19 protein-coding genes and 6 pseudogenes are annotated in these 21,946 nt (G+C 51.2%); 14 read left to right on the top strand and 11 right to left on the bottom strand.

Translation table 11 applies throughout. The features are described 5' to 3' along the window. Window positions 1-54 precede the first annotated feature (54 nt). The 4 genes and pseudogenes from hbs (at window position 55) to JCM12539_RS05540 (ending at window position 5,271) form a co-directional block, all read left to right on the top strand. The gene (gene hbs, locus JCM12539_RS05525; RefSeq protein WP_054649871.1) at window positions 55-330 is read left to right on the top strand and encodes a non-specific DNA-binding protein Hbs; all 276 of its coding nucleotides are present in this window, start codon (window positions 55-57) and stop codon (window positions 328-330) included. Window positions 331-836: 506 nt separating this feature from the next. Next, window positions 837-2,105, top strand: a complete 1,269-nt coding sequence (locus JCM12539_RS05530) for a tetratricopeptide repeat protein (RefSeq protein ID WP_054649873.1) — start codon at window positions 837-839, stop codon at window positions 2,103-2,105. A gap of 52 nt (window positions 2,106-2,157) precedes the next feature. After that, window positions 2,158-3,342: a CCA tRNA nucleotidyltransferase gene (locus JCM12539_RS05535; protein WP_054649875.1), complete on the top strand. Its 1,185-nt coding sequence runs from the start codon at window positions 2,158-2,160 to the stop codon at window positions 3,340-3,342. Between the two features lie 30 nt (window positions 3,343-3,372). Beyond that, window positions 3,373-5,271: pseudogene (locus JCM12539_RS05540) on the top strand (ABC-F family ATP-binding cassette domain-containing protein). Window positions 5,272-5,346: 75 nt separating this feature from the next. On the opposite strand, the gene trhA reads toward JCM12539_RS05540, so the two are convergent. Next, entirely contained in the window at window positions 5,347-5,994 is a 648-nt protein-coding gene (trhA, locus tag JCM12539_RS05550) for a PAQR family membrane homeostasis protein TrhA (protein ID WP_420835968.1), read from the bottom strand. A 927-nt stretch (window positions 5,995-6,921) separates the two neighbouring features. Between trhA and JCM12539_RS05555 the strand changes: the two are divergent. The 7 genes and pseudogenes from JCM12539_RS05555 (at window position 6,922) to JCM12539_RS13940 (ending at window position 11,708) form a co-directional block, all read left to right on the top strand. Further along, window positions 6,922-7,762, top strand: a pseudogene (locus JCM12539_RS05555) (DegV family protein). Between the two features lie 194 nt (window positions 7,763-7,956). Next, the gene (locus JCM12539_RS05560) at window positions 7,957-8,781 is read left to right on the top strand and encodes an SGNH/GDSL hydrolase family protein (protein ID WP_054649881.1); all 825 of its coding nucleotides are present in this window, start codon (window positions 7,957-7,959) and stop codon (window positions 8,779-8,781) included. Continuing rightward, window positions 8,781-9,458, top strand: coding sequence for a YpmS family protein (locus tag JCM12539_RS05565; protein ID WP_054649883.1), 678 nt, complete (start codon window positions 8,781-8,783; stop codon window positions 9,456-9,458). Before JCM12539_RS05560 ends, JCM12539_RS05565 begins: the two co-directional genes overlap by 1 nt. A 10-nt stretch (window positions 9,459-9,468) precedes the next feature. After that, window positions 9,469-9,988, top strand: a pseudogene (gene msrA, locus JCM12539_RS05570) (peptide-methionine (S)-S-oxide reductase MsrA). 2 nt (window positions 9,989-9,990) lie between these two features. After that, window positions 9,991-10,212 carry a YozE family protein gene (locus JCM12539_RS05575; protein WP_054649885.1) on the top strand — a complete coding sequence of 74 codons (222 nt, stop codon included), beginning with the start codon at window positions 9,991-9,993 and terminating at the stop codon, window positions 10,210-10,212. A 112-nt stretch (window positions 10,213-10,324) separates the two neighbouring features. Then, on the top strand, window positions 10,325-11,437 hold the full coding sequence (locus JCM12539_RS05580) for a S41 family peptidase (protein ID WP_225350256.1): 1,113 nt from the start codon (window positions 10,325-10,327) through the stop codon (window positions 11,435-11,437). 31 nt (window positions 11,438-11,468) lie between these two features. Beyond that, complete coding sequence (locus JCM12539_RS13940) at window positions 11,469-11,708, top strand: peptidoglycan-binding domain-containing protein (protein WP_225350257.1); 240 nt, start codon at window positions 11,469-11,471, stop codon at window positions 11,706-11,708. 184 nt (window positions 11,709-11,892) lie between these two features. Here JCM12539_RS13940 and JCM12539_RS05585 read toward each other — a convergent pair whose 3' ends face one another. Further along, window positions 11,893-12,258 carry a rhodanese-like domain-containing protein gene (locus JCM12539_RS05585; protein WP_054649887.1) on the bottom strand — a complete coding sequence of 122 codons (366 nt, stop codon included), beginning with the start codon at window positions 12,256-12,258 and terminating at the stop codon, window positions 11,893-11,895. Then, the gene (locus JCM12539_RS05590; RefSeq protein WP_156302076.1) at window positions 12,248-12,790 is read right to left on the bottom strand and encodes a MarR family winged helix-turn-helix transcriptional regulator; all 543 of its coding nucleotides are present in this window, start codon (window positions 12,788-12,790) and stop codon (window positions 12,248-12,250) included. The genes JCM12539_RS05585 and JCM12539_RS05590 overlap by 11 nt, the downstream gene beginning before the upstream one ends. 286 nt (window positions 12,791-13,076) lie before the next feature. On the opposite strand from JCM12539_RS05590, the gene JCM12539_RS05595 reads away from it, so the two are divergent. Then, entirely contained in the window at window positions 13,077-13,670 is a 594-nt protein-coding gene (locus JCM12539_RS05595) for an NUDIX hydrolase (protein WP_054649889.1), read from the top strand. Between the two features lie 167 nt (window positions 13,671-13,837). Here the strand turns inward: JCM12539_RS05595 and JCM12539_RS05600 are convergent. Continuing rightward, window positions 13,838-14,288 (bottom strand): annotated as a pseudogene (locus tag JCM12539_RS05600) (MerR family transcriptional regulator). Window positions 14,289-14,368: 80 nt separating this feature from the next. Between JCM12539_RS05600 and JCM12539_RS05605 the strand changes: the two are divergent. After that, window positions 14,369-15,100, top strand: coding sequence for an SDR family oxidoreductase (locus tag JCM12539_RS05605; RefSeq protein ID WP_054649891.1), 732 nt, complete (start codon window positions 14,369-14,371; stop codon window positions 15,098-15,100). 102 nt (window positions 15,101-15,202) lie between these two features. Here the strand turns inward: JCM12539_RS05605 and JCM12539_RS05610 are convergent. From JCM12539_RS05610 to JCM12539_RS05630, 5 genes and pseudogenes are all read right to left on the bottom strand, one after another. Further along, window positions 15,203-15,623, bottom strand: a pseudogene (locus JCM12539_RS05610) (type I glyceraldehyde-3-phosphate dehydrogenase); the annotation flags it as partial. Window positions 15,624-15,651: 28 nt separating this feature from the next. Next, complete coding sequence (locus JCM12539_RS05615; RefSeq protein ID WP_054649893.1) at window positions 15,652-16,518, bottom strand: DUF3737 family protein; 867 nt, start codon at window positions 16,516-16,518, stop codon at window positions 15,652-15,654. Window positions 16,519-16,568: 50 nt separating this feature from the next. After that, window positions 16,569-17,492 carry an alpha/beta hydrolase gene (locus tag JCM12539_RS05620; protein ID WP_054649895.1) on the bottom strand — a complete coding sequence of 308 codons (924 nt, stop codon included), beginning with the start codon at window positions 17,490-17,492 and terminating at the stop codon, window positions 16,569-16,571. A 17-nt stretch (window positions 17,493-17,509) separates the two neighbouring features. Further along, window positions 17,510-18,253: pseudogene (locus tag JCM12539_RS05625) on the bottom strand (SDR family oxidoreductase). Between the two features lie 14 nt (window positions 18,254-18,267). Then, a complete protein-coding gene (locus tag JCM12539_RS05630) occupies window positions 18,268-18,828 on the bottom strand; it encodes a sugar O-acetyltransferase (RefSeq protein ID WP_082405362.1) in 561 nt (186 codons plus the stop codon). 109 nt (window positions 18,829-18,937) lie between these two features. On the opposite strand from JCM12539_RS05630, the gene JCM12539_RS05635 reads away from it, so the two are divergent. Then, entirely contained in the window at window positions 18,938-19,819 is an 882-nt protein-coding gene (locus JCM12539_RS05635) for a LysR family transcriptional regulator (protein ID WP_054649899.1), read from the top strand. On the opposite strand, the gene JCM12539_RS05640 is transcribed toward JCM12539_RS05635, so the two are convergent. Both JCM12539_RS05640 and JCM12539_RS05645 read right to left on the bottom strand, forming a co-directional pair. Further along, entirely contained in the window at window positions 19,820-20,671 is an 852-nt protein-coding gene (locus JCM12539_RS05640; protein WP_054649901.1) for an aldo/keto reductase, read from the bottom strand. Between the two features lie 714 nt (window positions 20,672-21,385). Beyond that, on the bottom strand, window positions 21,386-21,790 hold the full coding sequence (locus tag JCM12539_RS05645) for a sigma factor-like helix-turn-helix DNA-binding protein (protein WP_003594410.1): 405 nt from the start codon (window positions 21,788-21,790) through the stop codon (window positions 21,386-21,388). Window positions 21,791-21,946: the final 156 nt, after the last annotated feature.

A 21,946-nucleotide genomic window follows, 5' to 3' on the forward strand; every position in this document is an offset into this window, starting at 1 on the left:
TACGGTGGATTTTGTAGTTAGAATAACTAACTGCATCACGGAGGTGAAATACACATGGCAAACAAAGCAGAACTTATCGACAGCGTTGCATCCGCAACTGGCTTGACTAAGAAGGACGCTACGGCCGCTGTTGACGCAGTGTTCGGTTCTATCCAGGATAGTCTGGCTAAGGGCGACAAGGTCCAGTTGATCGGTTTCGGTAACTTTGAGGTCCGCGCACGTGCTGCCCGTAAGGGTCGCAACCCGCAGACTGGCGCTGAAATCCAGATCCCTGCATCCAAGGTACCAGCATTCAAGCCTGGTAAGGCCTTGAAGGACGCCGTTAAGTAATTAACGGAGATGCAATAGTACTTAGAGAGGCTGAGCCCAAAGCGATTTGGGCTCGGCTTTTCTTTTGGAGAGAGCGGAGCAGGCCGTTTAGAAAGCAGAGTATAAGTTACTATCGCCGAAAGGCCCGCACTTGGCCTTTTGGTGATAGTAACTTATACGTCGCTTTCTGGCCTGCGCAGCTCATTTCAATATTGGGCACTAGCGCGAGAGCGTTGTAGCGTTTAACGCTTGAGGAGGCCGTGAGCGGTTTTGGCCTTTTGGTTAGAGTTACTTGTGCGGCGTCTTCTGGCCTGCGCAGCTCATTTCAATATTGGGTACTAGCGCGAGAGCGTTGTAGCGTTTAACGCTTGAGGACGCCGTGAAGCGGAATTGGCCTCTTTGGGTAGAGTTACTTATGCGGCGTCTTCTGGCCTGCGCAGCTCATTTCAATATTGGACAGCAACGCCCATCTCCAGCACAAAGTCATTAATTTCAAAAGATACTTCCGTGAATGAGGGGGAAACAACATGAGTAGTTATTCAGCCCAAATGCTTGATGCCATCGAGGGTGGTCAACTGGAACGCGCACACGAACTATTGCAGTTGGCGCAGACCAATGATGATGATGAAACTCAATTTAATTTGGCCGAGGAACTGTACGGAATTGGGTTCACACCGGAGGCCAAGCAACTGTACGAGTCGTTGTTAGGCAAATATCCCGATGAGGGTGATGTGTTGACCGCCCTCGCTGATATTGCGGTGACCGATGGTGACAGCGATGCGGCTTTGGAGTACCTATCCCGGATTCACCCGGACAATCCGGCATACGTCCAAGCGTTACTAGCAGTTGCGGATTTGTACCAAACGCAGGGCCTATATGAGGTGAGCGCACAAAAGCTACGTGAGGCGGCCCAGTTGGCCCCAGACGAGCCGGTCATCACCTTTGCCCAGGGTGAGCTAAACCGTGCTTGGGGGCACACGCAGGACGCTGCTGCGGCCTACCTGCGGCTTCTGGATCAGGGTGAGGACATTGTCGCCGGGGTGAACGTCCGCGGCCGTTACGGTGAGGCTTTGGGCAACCTCGGGCGTTACGAAGATGCGGTCGCCGTATTTGACGACGTGGGGGTTGACGCGTTAACTTTGGATGAGACCTTTCAACTGGGTGTCATGGACATTGAGCTGAAGGAATATAAAGACGCGACTGACGCCCTTCAGCGAGTGGTTGAACAGGACGAGACCTACACGAGTGCCTACCTGCCGCTTGCCCAGGCGCAGCAAGCCATGGGGGACACCACGGGCGCATTACAAACCGTGCAGGCGGGAATTGCCCAGGACGACACGAACGCCGACCTGTTCGCTTTGGGTGGCACGTTGGCATTAGATCTAGACGATGCGGAAACGGGCGAGCGGTACTTCCAAAGTGCGCTGGCCATTGACCCTAATAATCAGGCACACCGGCTCGACTGGAGTAACTTCTTGCTCCATGAGGGGCGTGACCAGGAGAACGTTGATTTCTTGGGCGCACTGGATGAAGATGGCAATAGTGATCCACAGTTGTACTGGAACCTCGCCCGTTCCCAGGAGCAGTTGGAGGAGTACGACGCGGCACGGGCCAACTACCTGCTGGCGTTCGGTACCTTTCAAGACCGCCCGAGCTTTTTGCGCGACATTGCACAGTTTTTCCGCACGACTGCGGCCGCGGCGGAAGAACGCGCGGCGTTGCAACGCTTGGTACAGTTGGAGCCCGATGATGTGGACGCACAGGAACGGTTGGATGATCTGAATGCGGGTGCGTAGCGCGGCAGTTACCGTCAAAACAATATAAGCAATCACGGAGGCAGTTATTGGCATGCAAGTAGACTTAAGTAACCCACAATTTCAAGCGGCGGTACCCATTTTGCGCCGCATCGAGGATGCAGGCTTCGAAGCCTATTTTGTTGGTGGCTGTGTCCGGGACGCCCTCCTTGGGTTGCCCATCCACGACGTTGATATTGCCACTTCTGCGTATCCAGCCGAGGTGAAGGGCATTTTTCGGCGTACCGTGGACACCGGCATTCAGCACGGGACGGTGACGGTGCTTGATCATGGTGCTGGTTACGAGGTGACGACGTTTCGCACTGAGTCCGGGTACCAAGACTTCCGTCGCCCAGACAGCGTGCAGTTCGTGCGCTCCCTCAAAGAGGACCAGTTGCGGCGTGACTTTACGGTGAATGCCCTCGCTGCGCGGCATGACGGAACGGTTATTGATAACTTTGACGGCCTAACTGACCTGCACAATCACGTTTTACGTGCTGTGGGGCGTCCCGATGACCGCTTTGGCGAGGATGCCCTCCGCATGATGCGGGCGGTCCGTTTTCAAAGTCAGTTGGGGTTCGCTTTGGAACCTGCGACCGCGCAGGGCATCAGTGATAACGCCCCGCTACTACAACACATTGCCGTCGAGCGCATTGCGTCCGAGTTTACCCGATTACTGCTAGGCATTGATCGGCGTGCAGGTTTACAAACGCTAATTGATACCGACCTGTACCGCTACTGCCCGCAGCTGGCGGATGCGCGGGCTGCTTTGAACCACCTAGCAGCGTTACCCGATACCCAGCTGCAGGATCCTGCCGTTGCGTGGACTTTAATGGTGGTGCTGGTTGGCGCACCCGTCAACCGGTTTCTCCGGGCGTGGAAGCAGTCGAACGACCTCATTGCGACGGTTAGCGCTGCTGCGGCAATCTGGCCGCTACTAGGGGACACCATCCCCGACCATTGGGCGCTCTATACCGCGGGACGGACGGGGCTCCGTATCGCGCTTGAGGCGTACGTCCACGTGCACCCGGACTTTAACAGCACACCGGTTCAGGCCGCGTACGATGCGTTAGCCATCCATGACAAAGGTGAGTTGGCACTGACTGGCAGTGATTTAATCCAGGCGGGCATGCAACCGGGCCGGGCGATGGGGCAGGCTCTGCGTCGGGCTGAGGAAGCCGTGGTGGCAGGCAGCGTACCGAACACCAAGAATGCGTTGCTGGCGTACGTGCGTGTCTAGTTTTTGAGATAGCGAGAGGGGAACTTTTTAGTGCAAACATTAACCGCTACGGGCGTCAACAAGGCGTACGGGGATAAACAACTACTACAATACGTTAACTTTCTGATTAACGAGGGAAACCGGATTGGGTTGATTGGGGTTAACGGGACCGGCAAGACGACGTTACTTGAGGGACTCGCGGGGACCGCGCCGTTTGACGACGGGTCCGTGGAGGCGCCCAAAAACTACCGGATTGCTTACTTAGCGCAGCAGCCCTCTTTGCCGCAGGCCGATACAATCATGGATGCTGTATACGGCGGGGATGCCCCCGTTTTTGCAGCCATCCGGGAGTACGAGGCTGCGTTGGCTGCGTACGGTGATGCACCCATGAGCGACGCTGTGCAGGAGCGGTATACCAAAGCAATGGCGCGTATGGACCAGACGAATGGTTGGGACGCGGAGACCGAGATCAAAACCATTTTGACCCAGCTACACCTCGATGACCTGACCCAGAAAATAGGCACGCTGTCCGGTGGGCAAGCTAAGCGTGTGGGGTTAGCGCAGGTTTTAATTGAGCAACCGGACTTGTTGATGCTGGACGAACCCACGAACCACCTAGATTTTGATTCAGTAGCCTGGTTGGAAAAGTATTTGGCTGCGTACAAAGGTGCGTTGCTAGTCGTGACCCATGATCGGTATTTCCTCGACCGGGTTGCCAACAAATTTGGGAGTTGGACCGTGGGCAGCTACAGGCCTTCAACGGTAATTATCAGGACTACGTCGCGCAGAAAGCCGAGCAAAATGAGCGCGAGGACGCGATGGCGCACAAACAGGCACAGTTGTATAAGCACGAATTAGCCTGGATGCGCGAGGGGGCGCACGCGCGGTCGACCAAGCAAAATGCGCGCGTTAACCGGTTTAAGGCGATGAGTAACGGTCAACAGGAACGTCCAACCGCCACGGTCGACATCGACATCGGTACCCAGCGTTTAGGCAAGAAGGTCATCGAGATGTCTGGCGCGAACTTGCGGTTAGGCGACCACGTGATTTTGTCCGACTTTGATTGGTTGGTTCAGCCGGGTAAGCGGATTGGTATCACTGGTGTGAACGGTGCGGGCAAGTCATCACTACTGAACGTAATTACCGGTTTGGTACCGCTCGATAGTGGCACGCTAGCCATTGGTGAGACCGTTAAGTTTGGTTATTACCAGCAACAGATGCCCCCAATGGACGGCGATGAGCGTGTCATTAGCTACCTGCAGTCAATCGGCGAGGGGGTCACGAACAGTCAGGGTGAGCACCAGAGCGTTACCCAGCTACTGGATGCGTTCCTGTTTCCACGCGCCATGCATGGTACGCGCATTGACCGCTTGTCGGGTGGTGAGCGGCGTCGTCTATACCTGCTGCAGATTTTGATGCAACAGCCGAACGTCTTGTTGCTCGATGAGCCGACTAACGACCTCGATATTGCTACGTTAACCGTGCTGGAGGACTACCTGGATAGCTTTCCGGGCACCGTCATCACGGTATCCCACGACCGCTACTTTTTGGACAAAGTGGCGGATCAGCTACTCGTCTTTGCTGGCGGGGGGCAGATTGAACGGGCCGTTGGTCGCTTTACTGATTACTTGGCGCAGCAGGCGCAAGCGCCCACCATTGCTGACGATCAACCGTTGGCTAAGCGAGATCAACAGCATCGCCGACAGAAGCGGCCACGCCGAAGAAGAAGGTTAAATTAACCTATGCCGAGCAAAAGGAATACGAGGTCTAATGCCGCAAATTGACGCCCTGGATCAGCAAATTAGTGACCTGGAAGCGGCCATGGCGGCCACTGATGGGTACGATTACCAGACTTTGGGTGGTCAACAGCAGCAGCTCGATGAGCTCAATGCCCAACAAGAGAAGCTGATGGAGCGCTACTTGGCACTCGACGAATACGTTGCGGATTAACCCTTTGGCAGGGAGCATAAAAAAAAGAGGTCTAGACACATTTTGTGTCTAGGCTTCTTTTTTACAGATAAATTGTTAAACGAATAGGTAAATCGAAATGAACATTAGCGCCGACCCCAGCATCACGAACATGTGCCATACCACGTGAATGTAGGGGATGTTTCGCTGGGTGTAAATCAACGCGCCCACCGTGTAGGCAACGCCGCCACCAACCAGTAGCCAGAAGCCCACCACACCCAGGTGTTGCCACAATGGTGCCATCGCTACCAGGCAGAGCCAGCCCAGCAGGATGTATATGGCAACTTCTAGCTTCCGGAACTGTTTTGCCGCGCAACAGTCGAGAAGGATGCCCGCAGCACACAGCACCCAGATGGTGATTAGCAGGCCAATACCGAGCTTACCGCCAATGGCAACGAGGCAGTACGGTAAGTATGAACCCGCAATCAGTACGTAGATGCTGGAGTGATCGAGCGCTTGAAAAACTTTGCGCGCACGGGTGAAGTATAGCGCGTGAAAGAGCGTTGACGACGTGTACAGCACGATTAGGGACAGGCCAAAGCCCGCAAAGGATAGGATGCGCAAAATGTTGCCCGTCGGAATAGTTTTGACTAGTAACAGAACGAGTGCGGTAATGGCTAATGCAATGCCAATGCCATGAGTGATGGCGCTCCACACCTCGTTACGGACTAAGTAGCGGTGGGTTTTTAAACGGTTGTTTGTCATTTGCATTTATGTTCCCCCAAGGTCATCTGGTATCGATAACTACATACTAGTCCGTTGCGTCTTCAAAGTCAACCACACCTGGTATTGAAAACTATTAAATGCTAGTTAGTCGCAGTACGTCCCAATATGGTATTCAGTTGGTGGGATATGGTAGTGATTGCCGGCAGCGTCGGCCGAACCGGTAAGCTACGGCTTACGTGGGGTACTTCATGGTAATCCACTGCTAGGGCGACGGCTCCAACCCGCCAAGTGCGGGCGCGTTTCCGCCGCGATTCAGAGCCTGTCCGAAAGCCCACCGGCCAGTCTCTGAACTCGTCGCGCTGTAATGGCTAAAGCCAATGGAACTCTCGGACTGGCTGCGCCATTCCTGCGAGAAGCACGCAGTAAGCGCTAAAGCGGAAACTGCGTGCGTTCCCTGGCAGTGGTTACCACTCCGACCCCACACGCCTCCTTTCGCCGGTCCGACCGACGCTGCCTCACGCTACTGTAGCACGTGCATCTCATGACACGATGCCCTCGCCCCAAAGGCCACCCGTAGCTTCCCGCTAGTTCGTGCACTCTAATCCCAGCATTTTTGATTAAAGGCTAAAACTTTACCAAACTGAACTGGGAATGGCGTAGACGTTACTAGTCACACGAGTAAGCACACAGTTTCGTTTGGCATTGAATTTCCATTAAGGATTTAGGGTGTTAGCTGACCCGTAAACTTGATGGTAACCATCTACCGTTGGTCGCGGGGGCCAGCCGCTCAAGCGGAGCCGCCGCGTCAGTAGGACCAGCCACCAGGAGGAATACGGGGCAGTATCGATTGGCATTTAAGTTACACCTAGTTTCGGAAACCATTAAATCTATGCTAGATTTCAGAGCACGGTTCCGGTATACTAGCAGGGTACAAAATAAGTTGAGACCAGAAAGTGTGGCGTACAGATGACCAATATTAAGATTGTGGCCGACTCCTCAGTACAAATGACTCCAGAGGAAGTCGCTCAGTATCAGGTAACCATAATTCCGTTGACCGTTATGATTGATGGAACTGTTTATACTGATGGTGAAACCATTACGCGTGATGAGTTTGTCAATAAAATGTTTAGCGCCAAGGATTTACCGCAGACGAGTCAGCCGGCGATTGGGTCCTTCGTGGAACAGTATAACCAGCTCACGGCGGACGGTAGCCAGGTCATTTCTATTCACTTGGCAGAAAGCCTCAGCGGTACCGTTAACGCTGCCCGTCAGGCTGCCGAGATGGCCGACGTGACGTCACCGTGATTGATTCCGGATTAACTGACCGCGCGATGGCCTTCCAGGTGATTGAGGCGGCCAAGTTGGCGGCACAGGGGGCTGATGTTGACACCATCGTCGCCCGGGCGAAGACCGTTGAGGACCACACCACTTTGCGTATGGGGGTAGTTGACCTGACCAACCTGGTTAAGGGCGGCCGGTTGTCCAAGGCAGCGGGGATGATTACCTCCGTGCTTAACATTAAAATTGCGCTCTCCATGGAGAATGGTAAGCTTGGCATCTTGAAAAAGGGACGGGGAATGAAGACCATCAAGCGGTTTATCGATGACGTTGTCCAAACGATGAGTCAGAAGCCGGGTATTCACTCGGTGGGTGTATCCTACGTTGATGAAACTTCCGGTGCGGATGCCATTGCGGATCAGATTCGTGCGGCGGTCCCTGGTGTGGACGTACTGGTTCGGCGGACGGGCCCAATCGTGGCTACCCACGCTGCAAGGGCGCCTTTGCCATCATGTATTATGAAGACTAATTAACTAACGAGCATGGCGGGCCGTTCCTTATGGGGAGCGGCCCTTTACGTTACCCAGAGTGCGCCTTGAAGGATGACAAAATGTTTAAGCCGCGCCGGACTGGCTGAGTCGAACGGGCTTTTGTGGTACCATAAATTAATAGCTATTAATAGGCGGAATAACAGAATTTTCAAGAACGAGGGATGAAGCTATTATGACGAAACGTGTGATACGGCTAGTCACTGTGCTGGTGGTGGCCGTGCTCGCTGGTGTCGGGTTAACCAACATCTTTGTGCATAGTGCGCGACCGTTAGCGACTGGTGGGGACACCTCCACTACCGGTACTGTGAATGTGGTCGCAGTAGGTGACTCACTGACCCATGGTGTTGGCGATACGACCGGCCAGGGGGGCTACGTGCCGCTTATTGCGGAGGATATCCGGGTAGAGACCGGTGCCACCGTTAATACCAGTAATTATGGGGTGACGGGTGATACCTCCCTCCAGATTCTCAAGCGTGTGCGGACCAATACAAACATGCAGTCTGACCTGAAGCAGGCAAATGCCATTACGTTGACGGTTGGTGGTAACGACCTCATGCACATCCTGCAGAATAATTTGAATAAGATTAACCTCAAAAAAGTTGATCAGGGGATCGATACGTTTCAAACACATATCCAGACTTTGATTGCGCAGATTCGCAAGTACAACGGGAATGCACCCATTTATTTGTTTAGTATCTATAATCCGTTCTACGTATACTTCCCGAACTTAACCAAGATGCAAACTAGCGTGAAGGAATGGAATGCGGCCACGGAGAAGACCGTGGGGCAATTGCACCGGGTGCACTTTGTGGATGTGAACAAGACCTTGTCATACGGTACGGCGGCCGACCAACGTTCGATGAAGGCGGGTAAGAGTAGTGTGACCAACCACCTGATTTACACCAAGGATCATTTCCACCCCAACAACGCGGGTTACGTCAAAATGACGGCCAAACTATGGTCGTCGATGTCAGCAACGGAGGATGAATGGCAATAATGGCAAATAATACGGAGCAACCACAAAAGCAAAGCCGCGTTAATCGCGTGCAGAAGCAGTCGACACCACAGTCCCCCAAGTCGCCACAAACCCATCGTGGGATTAACTGGTGGTTCTGGGCCTTCATCGTGTTGCTGGGCCTGGTGATTGGTACCAGCTGTACGGTGGTGTACAAAGCCTCTCGTCCGGTGGAGACGACCACGCAGGTGAAGCCGGTTAAATCGGCCGGTGACGTAATGCACGTTAGCATGACCAAAACTGAGGTTAACCGTTTGATTGCGACCTACCTAAGCCATCAGCTCAAGGCTGGGGACATCAAGTACACGTTCTCGGTGGGGAACCACGCGGTGTTGAAGGGCAAGTTTAAGTTCTTGGGTACCAACGTCAACTTTGGCATGGTGCTGGATCCTTACGTTCAGACCAACGGGAACGTGCTGCTCAAAGTGGCGCAAATTAACGTGGGTCAATTGGGAGTACCGGTAAGCTACGTGATGAGTTACATCGCGAATAATTATAAGCTCCCGGATATGGTGCAAGTGAATACCAAGCGCCAGATGATTGTGCTAAGATTAAACAAAATAAAACTGAGTAACGGCCTCCGCATACGTGCGGACCGCATTGACCTGGCGCACGATGAAATCGACGCGACGGGTTACACCGTGAAGGCGGCTCAGTAAACTGGAGGTTGTGCGTATGGCAACAGCAATTTTTGCGGGCGGATGTTTCTGGTGCATGGTCCAGCCCTTTGAAGAACAACCAGGTATCCAGAACGTGGTGTCCGGTTACACGGGCGGACACGTACCGAATCCAACCTACGAACAAGTGAAGAGCCACACCACGGGGCACACTGAGGCCGTTGAGATTACCTTCGACCCGGATGTTATTAGTTATGCCGACCTAGTGGAAATTTATTGGCAGCAAACTGACCCAACCGACGCGATGGGGCAGTTCCAGGACCGTGGCGGAAACTACCGTCCGGTCATCTACGTCAACTCGCCTGAACAGCGGGCGGCGGCAGAAAAGTCGAAGGCTGCATTGGCTGCTTCCGGTAGGTTTAGCGACCCGATTGTGACCACAATTGAGGACGCCCAGCCGTTCTACCCCGCTGAGCCCGAACACCAAGAATTTTACGCAAAAAAATCCGCGCCGGTATGCGGCAGAACACGCACAGCGCCAAGAATTTACCGACGCGCACTGGAAGGAGTAGCAATGACCGAACCATTCTACCGGTTTCTGATGACTTTGCGGAACCCCAACGATCATGGGGAGCTGGCCACCTTTGCCCAAAATGCATTCTTGGACCAGTCATTTCCACAACAGGAAACCGATTTTGATGAATTAAGTAATTATCTTGAATTGAACGGCAATTATCTGCCCAGCATGGACGTGTTTGATGCGGCTTATAAGCTGTACGAAGAACGGCGCTCCTAGGGCCCGGAGGCAAACGTGAGTAACGAAGACGAAACTAAGAACCAGCAGGAACAGGCACCACAATCGGACAAGCCCACCCGTAAGTCAATCCCCGTATGCGGCTACGGTAGGTATGGCCGTTACGATCGTACTGGGAGGCGGCATCGGGTACGGTGCGTTCGCCATACATAACGCCCAGCAGGCAACGACCACGACGGCGGTTCCGGCGGAGATGAACAAAGTCGTCAAAGCGTACGCCACCATTTCGCAAAACTACTACCAATCGACCAGCAGTCAGAAGTTGATTAACGGTGCCATTAGCGGCATGGTCAACTCACTAAAGGATCCATACTCGGTTTACCTACAGAACCAGGATGCCACCAGTCTGAATACGGAAATCTCCGGCTCGTTTGGGGGTATCGGCGCCACGATGGAACAACGCAGCAGCGGCGTCTTCGTCGAATCTGTGAACGCGGACAGTGCGGCCAAGAAGGCGGGCGTCCAGGCCGGCGACCAGATTGTGAGTGTTGACGGGAAATCGGTCACCAAGCAAAGTCTGAACAAGATTGTGGCGAAAGTGCGGGGCAAGATCGGCACCAAGGTGACGGTGGGCGTCAAGCGCGGCGGGCACACGATGACGTTCACAATGAAACGTGCCAAGGTCACGGTAGCCAGCATCACTGGCAAGTTGGATAGCACCAACAAGCAGGTGGGCATTATTACCTTCACCACCTTTACCGATAATTCGGGTAAGGAGATGAAGAAGGTTGTGAAGAAACTTCGCCAGGAAGGTGCGAAGAAGTTTGTGCTCGACTTGCGTGGTAACCCGGGTGGGGTGCTCGATCAGGCTCTGGCCATTGACTCGATGTTCCTGAAGAACGGACAGACCATCCTCAAGGTGAAGTCGCGGACTGGTGCCGCCGAAGTTTACAAGGCCGGCAAGAAGTACGACGATGGCTTCAAGATTACCGAACCAACAGTTGTCCTGATTGACGGTGACTCGGCATCCGCAGCCGAAATTACCGCGGCGGCTTTGAACGAGCAGGCCAATGTTCCTTTGCTGGGCCAGAAGAGCTTTGGTAAGGGCACCGTGCAGACTGTCGCCGACATGGGTGGCGGTAATGAACTTAAGCTGACCATCGCCAAGTGGCTGACGCCTAACGGCACGTGGATTAACCACAAGGCATCCAGCCAACCGAGAAGGTGGACAATCCGAGCTACGCCAACATTCCGGCCATTACCGTGACCAGCATGAAGGAGGGAGACGCAACAAGAGCGTGAAGTCACTCCAGCGGGCGCTGAACGCTTTGGGGTACGATGCCGGTACCGCCAACGGTTATTACAGTAGCACCGTCACGGCGGCCGTGAAGGCTTTCCAGAGCAAAGCGGGACTGACTGCCACTGGGGAGGCTAACGAAGACACCATTGGTGAATTGGTCACCAAAGTGAGTGCCAAGATCAGCGACAACGACACCGTGATGAAGGCGGCGTTGACGAAGGTCGAAGGTATGCAGTAATTTGGCTTTACAGCTGAGTAAGCACGAAAAACTCGATTTGCGGCAGTCAGCCGCGAATCGAGTTTTTTTCGTATCCAAACCATCTATAAAAACACCCCACGTCAGTCCTGCCTTCAGGATTAGCGTGGGGCGTGACCAGTCAATAGCGGTTCGCCATTGATTGGGGGACACTTAGGACTTTAATTTACGCGATTGACTCAACTGGTAGGTGCATACCCTTCCAGCCATCTAGTGCGCAGGAGAGCTCGAATGCTTTGAAACCATTGGTCAGTAACACCAGCAAAGCGGCCTTACCCAATGTAGTACCCGCGGTCCAGTCGTAAACGACGTAAGTCTTCTCGTGGTACAATTCGTCAATGTGATCAGCCAGGTCCTTAGCGGGTATGGCGACGGAGCCCTTGATTTGGTCCTGCTTAATTTGGGCAGGGGCATTACGAACATCCAGCACCACGATGTTAGAGTTGGGCTTTTGCATTTCTGGTAGCACTTCGCTGTGGTTGATGTACAGGCTCAGGTAAGTTTGTAAAAAGTTGATTTTCTCAGTATTCATGTTTAAAACTCCATTTCTTTTTTTTGAGGGCAACTGTGCCCTGGTTGATTTTTGACAGTAACTGGTCCAGTGTGGTTAATTCTGCCGCCGTTAATTGACCAAATAATGTTTGAATGGCGGCAAAATTACGGGGCAAGTAATCCAGCAGGGTTGCCTGGCCCAAAGTGGTGAGGTGAATCAATGTAGCGCGCTTGTCCTCAGTGGACGGGTGTTTTTCTACCCAGTGCATTTCGGTCAGCCCCTTGATCATCTTAGTAACGGTGACGCGGGTAGAACCTAACTTTGCGGCAATTGCTGATGGTAAGAGCTGTTGGTGCGGCGCTTGGGAGAGAAACATCAGTATAATAAAGCGCGATTCTGACAGATTATTGACGGCCAGGACATGGTCATATTCGCGCTGCATTCGCCGGTACGCCCATTGAAAATCTAGGAATTTTAGCACGACGGTCGGATCGATGTTTGACTGTGCCGCGCTAGTGCTCATTGCGATGCGCGCGGCATCAGGACGGTCGTTAAAGCTATATTTGTCCATATTCAGTACGCTCCTAAAATACAATTAGCCGGCTAATTATATTGAATACTATGAAGACTTGCGAATATTTGTCAACAATAATTTTGGTAGTGTGGTTGGATTGTTGCTGGTGCGAATATGGCTAGCCCACTATTTAAGCTATCCCGCTGCTGCTTACTAGATAATTTTTGCGGCTGATTTACCGTCACCGCGGCTTTCAGTGGTGTATATTAGCCTTGTGGTTTTAGACGAGCAAAGTTGTACAACGGTAATGACGTCAACATTCTAACGCTTTATGGGGGTAGTTATGGAAGAGCTAACATTCTTACGCCGATTATTGGCGATTAGTGGTGCCGGTCTGGCTTACGCGCAGGACAAATTTGACCAGGAACGGTATCAATCCGTACGCGACTTGGCGGAAGATCAGATGGCTGCGTACACCGGGCAGCCAGTTAGTTCAATTCGTGCGAACTTTGCTGATGAGCAGGGTTACCCGACACCCAAAGTAGATGTGCGGGCATTTATTCGCCGAGATAAGCAGTTCTTGATGGTGGAAAATGATCACGGTGAATGGGCGCTACCCGGTGGCTTTGCTGAAGTGGGTTGGTCACTTAAAGCAAACGTAGCTAAGGAAGTAAAAGAAGAAACTGGATTGACGGTCGATGTAGGGCGTTTGCGTGCGGTTTTTGATACGTCACAAAGAACGGATATCCCCCAAGCATTTCAGTATTACAAAATGATTTTTGAGTGTGAGATTAAGAGCGGTTCATTCGTTCAAAATAGCGAGACCGTCGCCACTGGGTGGTTTGAACAATCGGCTTTGCCACCGTTATCGCTGAGCCGCACCACGCCTGAGCAGGTTGCCATACTGTTCAGCAAACAGCCAACATATATTGAGTGACCATGGGGGTTGTCCATTGGTGGATACAAATTAAACGCACAGACCCGTGCGGTTTTCTTTGGTGAGGTAGGTAGCACAAGCGCCGCACAAAAACCGCGCTCGGAACGCAATAATCCGAGCGCGGTTTTTTTTAATGGGTGGTGCGTGCGGTTAGAATTGAGATCGTATCACTGCTGATGGGTAGCGAGGTAGTCCGCACGCCATTTAGGGTCAACCTGCGTGGTACCGGGCATAAAAAATATTTGTTCCGTTCCTGCCTGGTTGGCGTGTGCGTAATACCACTTTTTCCAACGCAAAAAAATCCAGGTTTGCTTGTAGCACCTGAATGCGGGCCTCCAGCGCTTGTTCCTGGTCAATCATGAATTGTTCCCGCTGGGGGAGGGTGGCGTCGCCCTCAACGCACCAATGCATAAATTGACGGATATACCGCAAAGGTATGGCCGAGCGCTTGAGACAATCGATTACTTCGAGGTAACCCAGGTCATCATCTGTAAAAATACGCTGACCTTGGGCGTTACGCTTCACAAAAGGCAATAACCCGGACTCGTCGTAGTACCGTAACGTGGCGACCGTCGTGTGGTAACGCTCGGCAATTTCACCAATTGAATAACTTTTCATGATTTCTCCTTGACCTCAAGTATACTTGAGCATTTATGCTTATTTTAAACAACAAGGCAGGAAAGTAAAGGAGAAAAAATATGACTAAGAATTTGATTGTTATCACCGGTGCGTCGTCCGGCTTTGGTGCCGAGATGGCCAAATTGTTTAACAACCAAGGTTACCCAATGCTACTACTTGCGCGTCGAACGGAGCGCATTAAAGCCTTGCCGTTGGATTTCACCAATGTTCGGGTTGCTGGTGCAGACGTGACCAACCAGGAGGAGTTGCGGACCGCAATTAGTGCGGCCGAGGCTGAATTTGGGCCGTTGGACTTATTGGTGAATAATGCCGGAGTGATGCTGCTGGGTAACGTTACTATGCAGGATTCCTCGCAGTGGCAGCAGATGCTGAACGTGAACGTGATGGGTGTACTAAATGGTATCCAGGTAGTGTTACCGGGGATGATTGAGCGCGAACACGGAACCATTATTAACATTTCCTCGTTGGCGGGTAAGAAAACGTTTGTCAACCACGCTGCTTACGTTGCCTCTAAGTTTGGGGTGCACGGTCTGAGTGAAACCATTCGTGAAGAGGTTTCTGGCCATAACGTCCGGATTGCCATGGTGGCCCCAGGTGCAGCCGAAACAGAGTTATTGGGTCACACCACGGATAAGCAGGCGGTCACCGATTATAACGGTTGGAAGCAAACGATGGGTGGTATCACGTTGAATCCACGACACGTTGCCGAGGCGGTCAACTTTATTTACTCGATGCCTCAATCCGTCAATGTACGTGAAATTGACATTGCCGCGACACGTCAAGATAGCTAACGTGCTACTGGCCGGCAGCAATGAAAAGGCGCCCGCAAAGCGTAACTACTTTGCGGCGCCTTTTGTTTGGGCATAAGGGTTATTGGTATACCGTTAAAATCCCTAGTTTAATTCAGCAAACTTGAGCAGGGTGCGAATCATCTGGCAAGTAAAGCCGTACTCGTTATCGTACCACGCAACTGTTTTAACGAGTTGTGTGTCGCCGGCCGTCACCACCGCAGTTTGAGTGGGGTCAAAAACGGATCCGTAAGTGGTGTTAACGATGTCAGCAGAGACAATCTGGTCCTCATTCCACCCAAAACTGTCGTTGTTGTCGGTGTACGGTTTAATCCGTGCGTTAATTTCATCAGCCGTGAGGTTTGTAGACTGTAGCACGGTGACTAATTCAGTGAGTGAGCCGTCGGGTACGGGGACGCGCTGGGCGTGACCCTGCAGTTTACCGTTTAGTTTTGGCAACACCAGCAATGGCCTTGGCTGCGCCAGAAGAGTGGGGGATGGTGCTGACCGCTGCGGAGCGAGCTGCCGATCAGGGGCGTGGGTGAAATCGTACATTAAGCGGACTTCCTTTCTGTGATGGGTAACTGCGTGATGATCTGGGTCTTACTCGGGTCAATTTTTGAGGCGTCAAGAATCAAAGACTTAATGCCGTGAGCATGAATACGACCGCTGAGCGGATTCTTGACACTTAAAATATCAGATGTGATTTCGGCATCAATTTCTGAACAGTATTCAAATGCCAAGTCGGTATGCAATAGGCGGCAGTTCTTCATCGTCAAATGTTCGACGTAACAGAGGCCTTGATTGCTTTCGATAGTGCAGTTGATCAGGGTTAAATTCTTGGTGTTCCATGCTAGGTATTCACCAGTAATCGTTGAATCGTAAAGGGTGACGTTCTCGCAGTTCCAGAAGGCATCCTTTGAAACAAAAGTTGAATGATGTGCTTCAACGTTCTTAGCACCGTCGAAGCAGTAATTGCCAACCAAATCTACGTGGTCGAGGTAGATGTTGCTACTATCCTTACCGAAGTAATTACCGTTTATCTGCACATCGGTAAGGCGGATGTCGTCACAGCTCCACATTGTTTCTTCCGCATCGGCAAAGTGAACGTGATTGAGGCGAATTTTGCTATTCCGCCGAAAAAGTTTTGGGGCCTGCAGCGCACTGTTGGTGATTGTAATATCGTGTGTATACCAGATGCCGGAGCGTGCCATCGTTTCAAATGTCGTCTGGTTGGCTTGAATGTGCTGACTATACCAAAGCGGGTATTTCCACTTGAAGATTGAATCATTCAGTTGAATATTAGAACTTTCCTTGAGTGGAGATTCGCCGGCATCAAAGACGGTTCCGTTGATCACGGCGTCTTGCTCAGCAAAAAGAGCACGCTCTCCTTCAAGGTAGGTGTTTGTGTATTGCGTCATAAGTACCTCCTAAAAAGCACATCGATCAATAATCGATGCGCCATGTGTGGCTACATCGCGTCGTCAAAGAAGACTTGTAGCTTGTCGAATGGAATCTTGGTGATGTCATCGTAGAGATCAATATGGTTGGCATTAGGCACTAAAACCAGTTCCTTAGGTTCAGCGGCCGCTGCATAAGCATTATCAGAGAAAAACTTAGAGAAGGCGTTCTCACCTGCAACCAGCATGATTGGCCGTGGAGAAATTTCATTGATCTTGTCCAACAATGTGAAGTTCATGAATGCAATATCAGATGTCGCCGTGAATTGTGTGATCGAGTTCGGGTGGAAGCCGCGGCTAGTGAAGTAGAAGTCACCGAATTCACGAAAGACGGGATCGTCGGTTTCATCAGCCAAGGCTGCACCGCGATTGCCAAGTGCAGGCTGATCATTTTCAAAGTCAACGTAGCGCTGCTCGGCAAGTTTCGTCAAACGGGCTTGCCGTTCTTCCTTAGTGCCTTGCTGTGCCGCACCAGAGATGTCAACCATGCTGGCGGTAGCAACAGCCTTGATTCGCATATCAACTGCTGTTGCGCTCAAAGCAAAGCTACCACTACCGCAGATACCGATGGCACCAATGCGATTGCGATCGACGAAGTGCCTAGTGCCGAGATAGTCCACACCTGCCGAAAAGTCTTCAACAAAGATGTCTGGCGAGGAAGCATGACGTGGCGTTCCGCCGGAGAAGCCGTTGAATGACGGATCAAAGGCGAGCGCAACGTAACCACGTTTAGCCATCTCCTGCGCATAGATACCGGGACCTTGCTCTTTGACGCCGCTGTATGGAGGGCCAATAACCAACGCAGAATACTGACTTGCATTATCCATATCCTTTGGAGTGTAGAGGTCGGCGGCGAGTTCAATACCGTAGCGGTTATTGAAACGGACAGTCTTACGAGATACGAGAGGGCTAAGTTTGAAGATGTAGTTGTCCATATTATTTTTCTCCTTAATTACCATGGCTGATCAGTCGGACCAACGGTAAATTCATTAACGTTCGTGTCATCGGGCATGTCGATGGCAAACGCAACGACTTTGGCGATACGATCCGCGCCAATTTCGTAGGTGTCATAAGTCCGTTGCATGGCATCACCGGCTGCCTTATCAGTGATTGTATTCAGCAGTTCCGTTTTGATGGCTGCTGGGTAAATGGTAGCGGTACGAATGTGGCTACCTTCTTGGGCGGCTTCCATTCGCAGTACTTCCATCAAGTCACGGACAGCCCACTTAGTTGCGCCGTATACGGCACCACCGGGATAAGCTTTCAATCCAGCAACTGAGCTGGTGGCAATGAAGTGACCAGATTTTTGATCTTTGAAAGTGGGTAGTGCAGCTGCAATCCCGTTGAGCACCCCTTTGATGTTGACATCGATCATCTGGTTTCATTCATCAACGTGTAGTTCCGACATTGGTGCAACCGGCATTAAGCCAGCGTTTAAGAACATGACGTCAATGCCACCAAAAGCGTCCTTGGCGAGCTGCACAAGGTTTTCATTGTCAACAGACTTTGTAACATCGGTGACCCGGTAAACCGCCTGGCCGCCGGCGTCATTGATTTCATCAGTTAATGCGGCAAGCTTATCTTCGCGCCGGGCGCCGAGGACAACACTCGCCCCTTGACTGGCCAGTAATTTGGCGGTGGCGGCACCGATACCGCTAGATGCACCGGTAATCACGACAACTTTATTTTCGATCATAATAGTTTTCTCCTTTAGTGTTGAATTGTTCGTAGGACTTTTGCAGGAACGCCGGCAACGACGGTGTTGGCAGGGACGTCTTTGGTAACGACTGCTCCTGCGCCAACAATCGCGTCCTCACCAATGGTCACTCCGGGTAACACAGTGACGTTAGCTCCAAGCCACGCACCTTGTTTGATGTGAACTGATTGCAGTACTAAATCGCGGCGATGGGCCGGATCCTCGCGATGCCCAACCGAGATGAGCATTGTGCGTGGTCCGATCAGAGCATTGTCTTCGATGTAGACGCCGCCGAGATCAACGAAAAAGCAGTCGCGGTTGATGAAGACGTTTTTGCCCAGAAATATATGGGGTCCAAAGTCAGTTCGAAACGGTGGAGTGACCATGGTTTCCTGGTCAAGGGAAGCACCGAACATCTGGGTGAGTAGGCCACGGCGTTTAGTTTCGGTTGTTGCTTGGTTGAAATCAATCAAGTAACGGTTGGTTTGAGCTACAATTGTGTTGACTTTATTTGGCAAATCACCGGTCCAATTGACGATACCGGCATTGATTAGTTTAGATAACGGGTTATTCACAACGAACCTCCTTGCTTGATTACACCATTGAGTATAGATACGACCTTTAGTTCTGTCTAATACCTCTATTGAATGCTATACTATGTTAAATAAGTATGGAGATGAGGATATGGAATTACGGGTTTTACGTTACTTTTTGGCGGTGGTCGATGAGCGGAATATTTCGCATGCGGCCGAGAAGTTACACGTCTCGCAGCCGACAATTTCCCGTCAATTGCACGATTTGGAGGATGAGGTTGGTGTGACTTTGTTCGAGCGGGGGAGCCGCACAATCAATCTGACCAGTTCTGGAGAATATTTTGTCAGTCAAGCCCGTCAGATCGTAGCCTTAGCTGACAAAACGGTGGCTAACATTCAGCGTACACAGGAAGTCAGCGGCAGTATCGTGATTGGCAGTGCTGAAGCCCCGATGATGGCGACAGTGGCTGCTGCAATTAGCAAGCTGCGGGAAACTGCCCCCAAGGTGAATACAAATATTTATAGTACTGATGCTGATGATGTGCATGCGCGCATGAAGAATGGATTATTTGACTTCGGTGTCGTGATGGAGCCGACAGACAAGGACGATTATCACTTTATCAACTTACCCGGTACCACCGGATGGGGGGTGTTAGCCCAGCGTGATTCACAGCTAGGCCGACGTGCAAGTGTGACCGTAGCTGACTTGCGGGGTCAGCAGGTGATTATGCCCCAGCAGCACGGTAGTATCGATGTTTTGAATGATTGGCTCGGTTCGAGTGAGCAGGAGTTCAACATCGTGGCCAAATATAATTTGTTGTACAACGCCGGCATTTTGGTCAACGCGGGCGTCGGCATCGCATTATGTCTTGACGGTATTATCAATACTACCAATACCGACCTGCGCTTTATCCCGCTCACACCACGACTAGAAGGACACGCCAGCCTAATTTGGCGAAAAGCGGGGCAGATGTCCCCCGCGGCAACGGCGTTTTTAGACGCCATGCGTGATATCCTGCCCAATAACAAGTGATTATTGGACAAACGTGATGTTGTGCAGGCGGCAGGCTTCTGCATAGGTGTCAACATCGAGGATTAACGGGTGATTTGTGTCCAATTTGTTAATCTTCGCCATATCTGCATCTGACAAGCTGAAGTCATCCACAGCAAAATTCTGACGAATACGTGCCAGATGAACAGATTTAGGGATGGCAACGATGTCATTTTGGCGTAACCACCGCAGAGTGACCTGAGCCGGCGTCTTACCGTACTGATCCCCAATTGCTGTGAGGACAGGGTGGGTGAACAAATGGTTCTGGCCCTCTGCAAATGGTGCCCAAGCCATCGGGGTAATGCGATACTTAGCCATCAGTGCGCGCAATTCACGGCGCTGGGAAAATGGGTGGATTTCGATTTGATTAACTGCTGGTACCACTTCAAAGGACTGGATTAAATCTGCCAAGCGATCAGGTAAAAAGTTGCAAACGCCGATTGCGCGTATCTTCCCAGCTTGATACAGGTCGATCATCGCCCGCCAGCTACCAAAGTAATCACCGTAGGGCATGTGAATCAGGTACAAGTCGAGATAGTCTGTCTGTAGGTTGTCCAGTGTCTTCTGGAATGAAGCCATGGTCTTGTCATACCCTGCATCTTGAATCCAAACCTTGCTAGAAATGAAGATGTCTTCCCGTGGCACGCCGCTCTTAGCAATTGCACGACCGACAGCGGACTCATTTCCGTAGCAAGCCGCAGTGTCGATTAGGCGGTAGCCAGTTTGTAAAGCGTCACTGACGCCTTGTTCACACTGCATTAAGTCGTCGATTTGAAAGACGCCATAGCCCAGTTGTGGCATTGAGACACCGTTGTTAAGTTGAATCTGTTTCATGTTAATTACCTCCGTTTCTTTACAAAAGGCAAGTCTACGGCCACTTTGCACTAATGTCTAATGCCTATTGGCGAAGGGAAACCATGTCATTTAGTTATATAAGGCCAAGGCTAGACTTACTCCTCCCAGAACCTTATGCAAATTTTTGTGGTCAATAGCCCACCGAACGGTGATTATAACTAACAATACGCGCGTGGAAATGAAGGCGATGAACTCATGCGTTCAGCAATCTTCAGCTGAGCAATAGCGACTGCCTGAACTCGGTGCGCGTAGCACCATAGCGGGATTTCTGCTAGAATTAGGGACGCAGTAATTCAGTCGGTACCCAAAGGAGAACAAAATATATATGGCAAACATTAACTGGTTGAACCAAGGCTGATTGGCAATGCTACTCATGGTGGGTATGGGATCTCTGATAAAGCTGAATGAAAATTAGCAAAAAAGCCCGTCAATTCGGGCTTTTTTGATTGCTCTCAAGTTTTATCGATAACTCGTGGGATGATTCGGCAGGGCATCGGTAGAGGCTGATTCTAAGCAATGCTTGGCAAATAAAATCAGATTTTGCCCACGTTTTTGCCCACACATTTCCACACATTTCGTTGAAAAATACCCGGGTATTTACTTGGACTTTGAATACGCACATGCCCATAATTGGTTGGCAAAACTGAATTTATTGGATTCTTCGTTTCTACGTTGTTGCGTAAGTTGTGCGAGCTATTTATATATATTTCTGTATACTTTCTTGATTCGTGCTAGTACTTGTCGCCGTCTCTTGTTCACCCCCTGACTAGTTTTGCCGGTGCGGTTCCCGATTTCCACGGCGTTAAGTTCAGAATAGTAATATTGATACAACACCGTCTTTTCAGCAGTTGAAAGGCTTGCAATGGCCGCTGCAAGATGCTCATTTTCGATGAAGGTTTCGAGATGTTCAACCTCGTCATCAGTTAAAAGAAAGTCTTCGGGATGTCCAGGATCAACGATTTCTTCCAATAACCGTTCCTCAAGTAGAGTTTCTTTGAGGTCTTTAAAGTGTTTACGATAGAGGTTGATTCGTTCGTTACGAAGGACTTGTTGCATGTATCTGATGAACATTCGAGAGACCTCACGTTCGCGGCTCATGAATACAGACTCCTTAGATTGACAGATAATTAGTTACACCTACGCAGGTCACAGGCCGAGGTTGAACATAGCGGTGAAAGCAAAACGTTAAATTAGGTAATTAAAATCGTAGGACAGCAAAAAAAACCATTAGCCAATATACATTGACCAATGGAT

This window comes from Lacticaseibacillus pantheris DSM 15945 = JCM 12539 = NBRC 106106, assembly GCF_001311175.1.
In the GTDB taxonomy this organism is placed as follows: domain Bacteria; phylum Bacillota; class Bacilli; order Lactobacillales; family Lactobacillaceae; genus Lacticaseibacillus; species Lacticaseibacillus pantheris.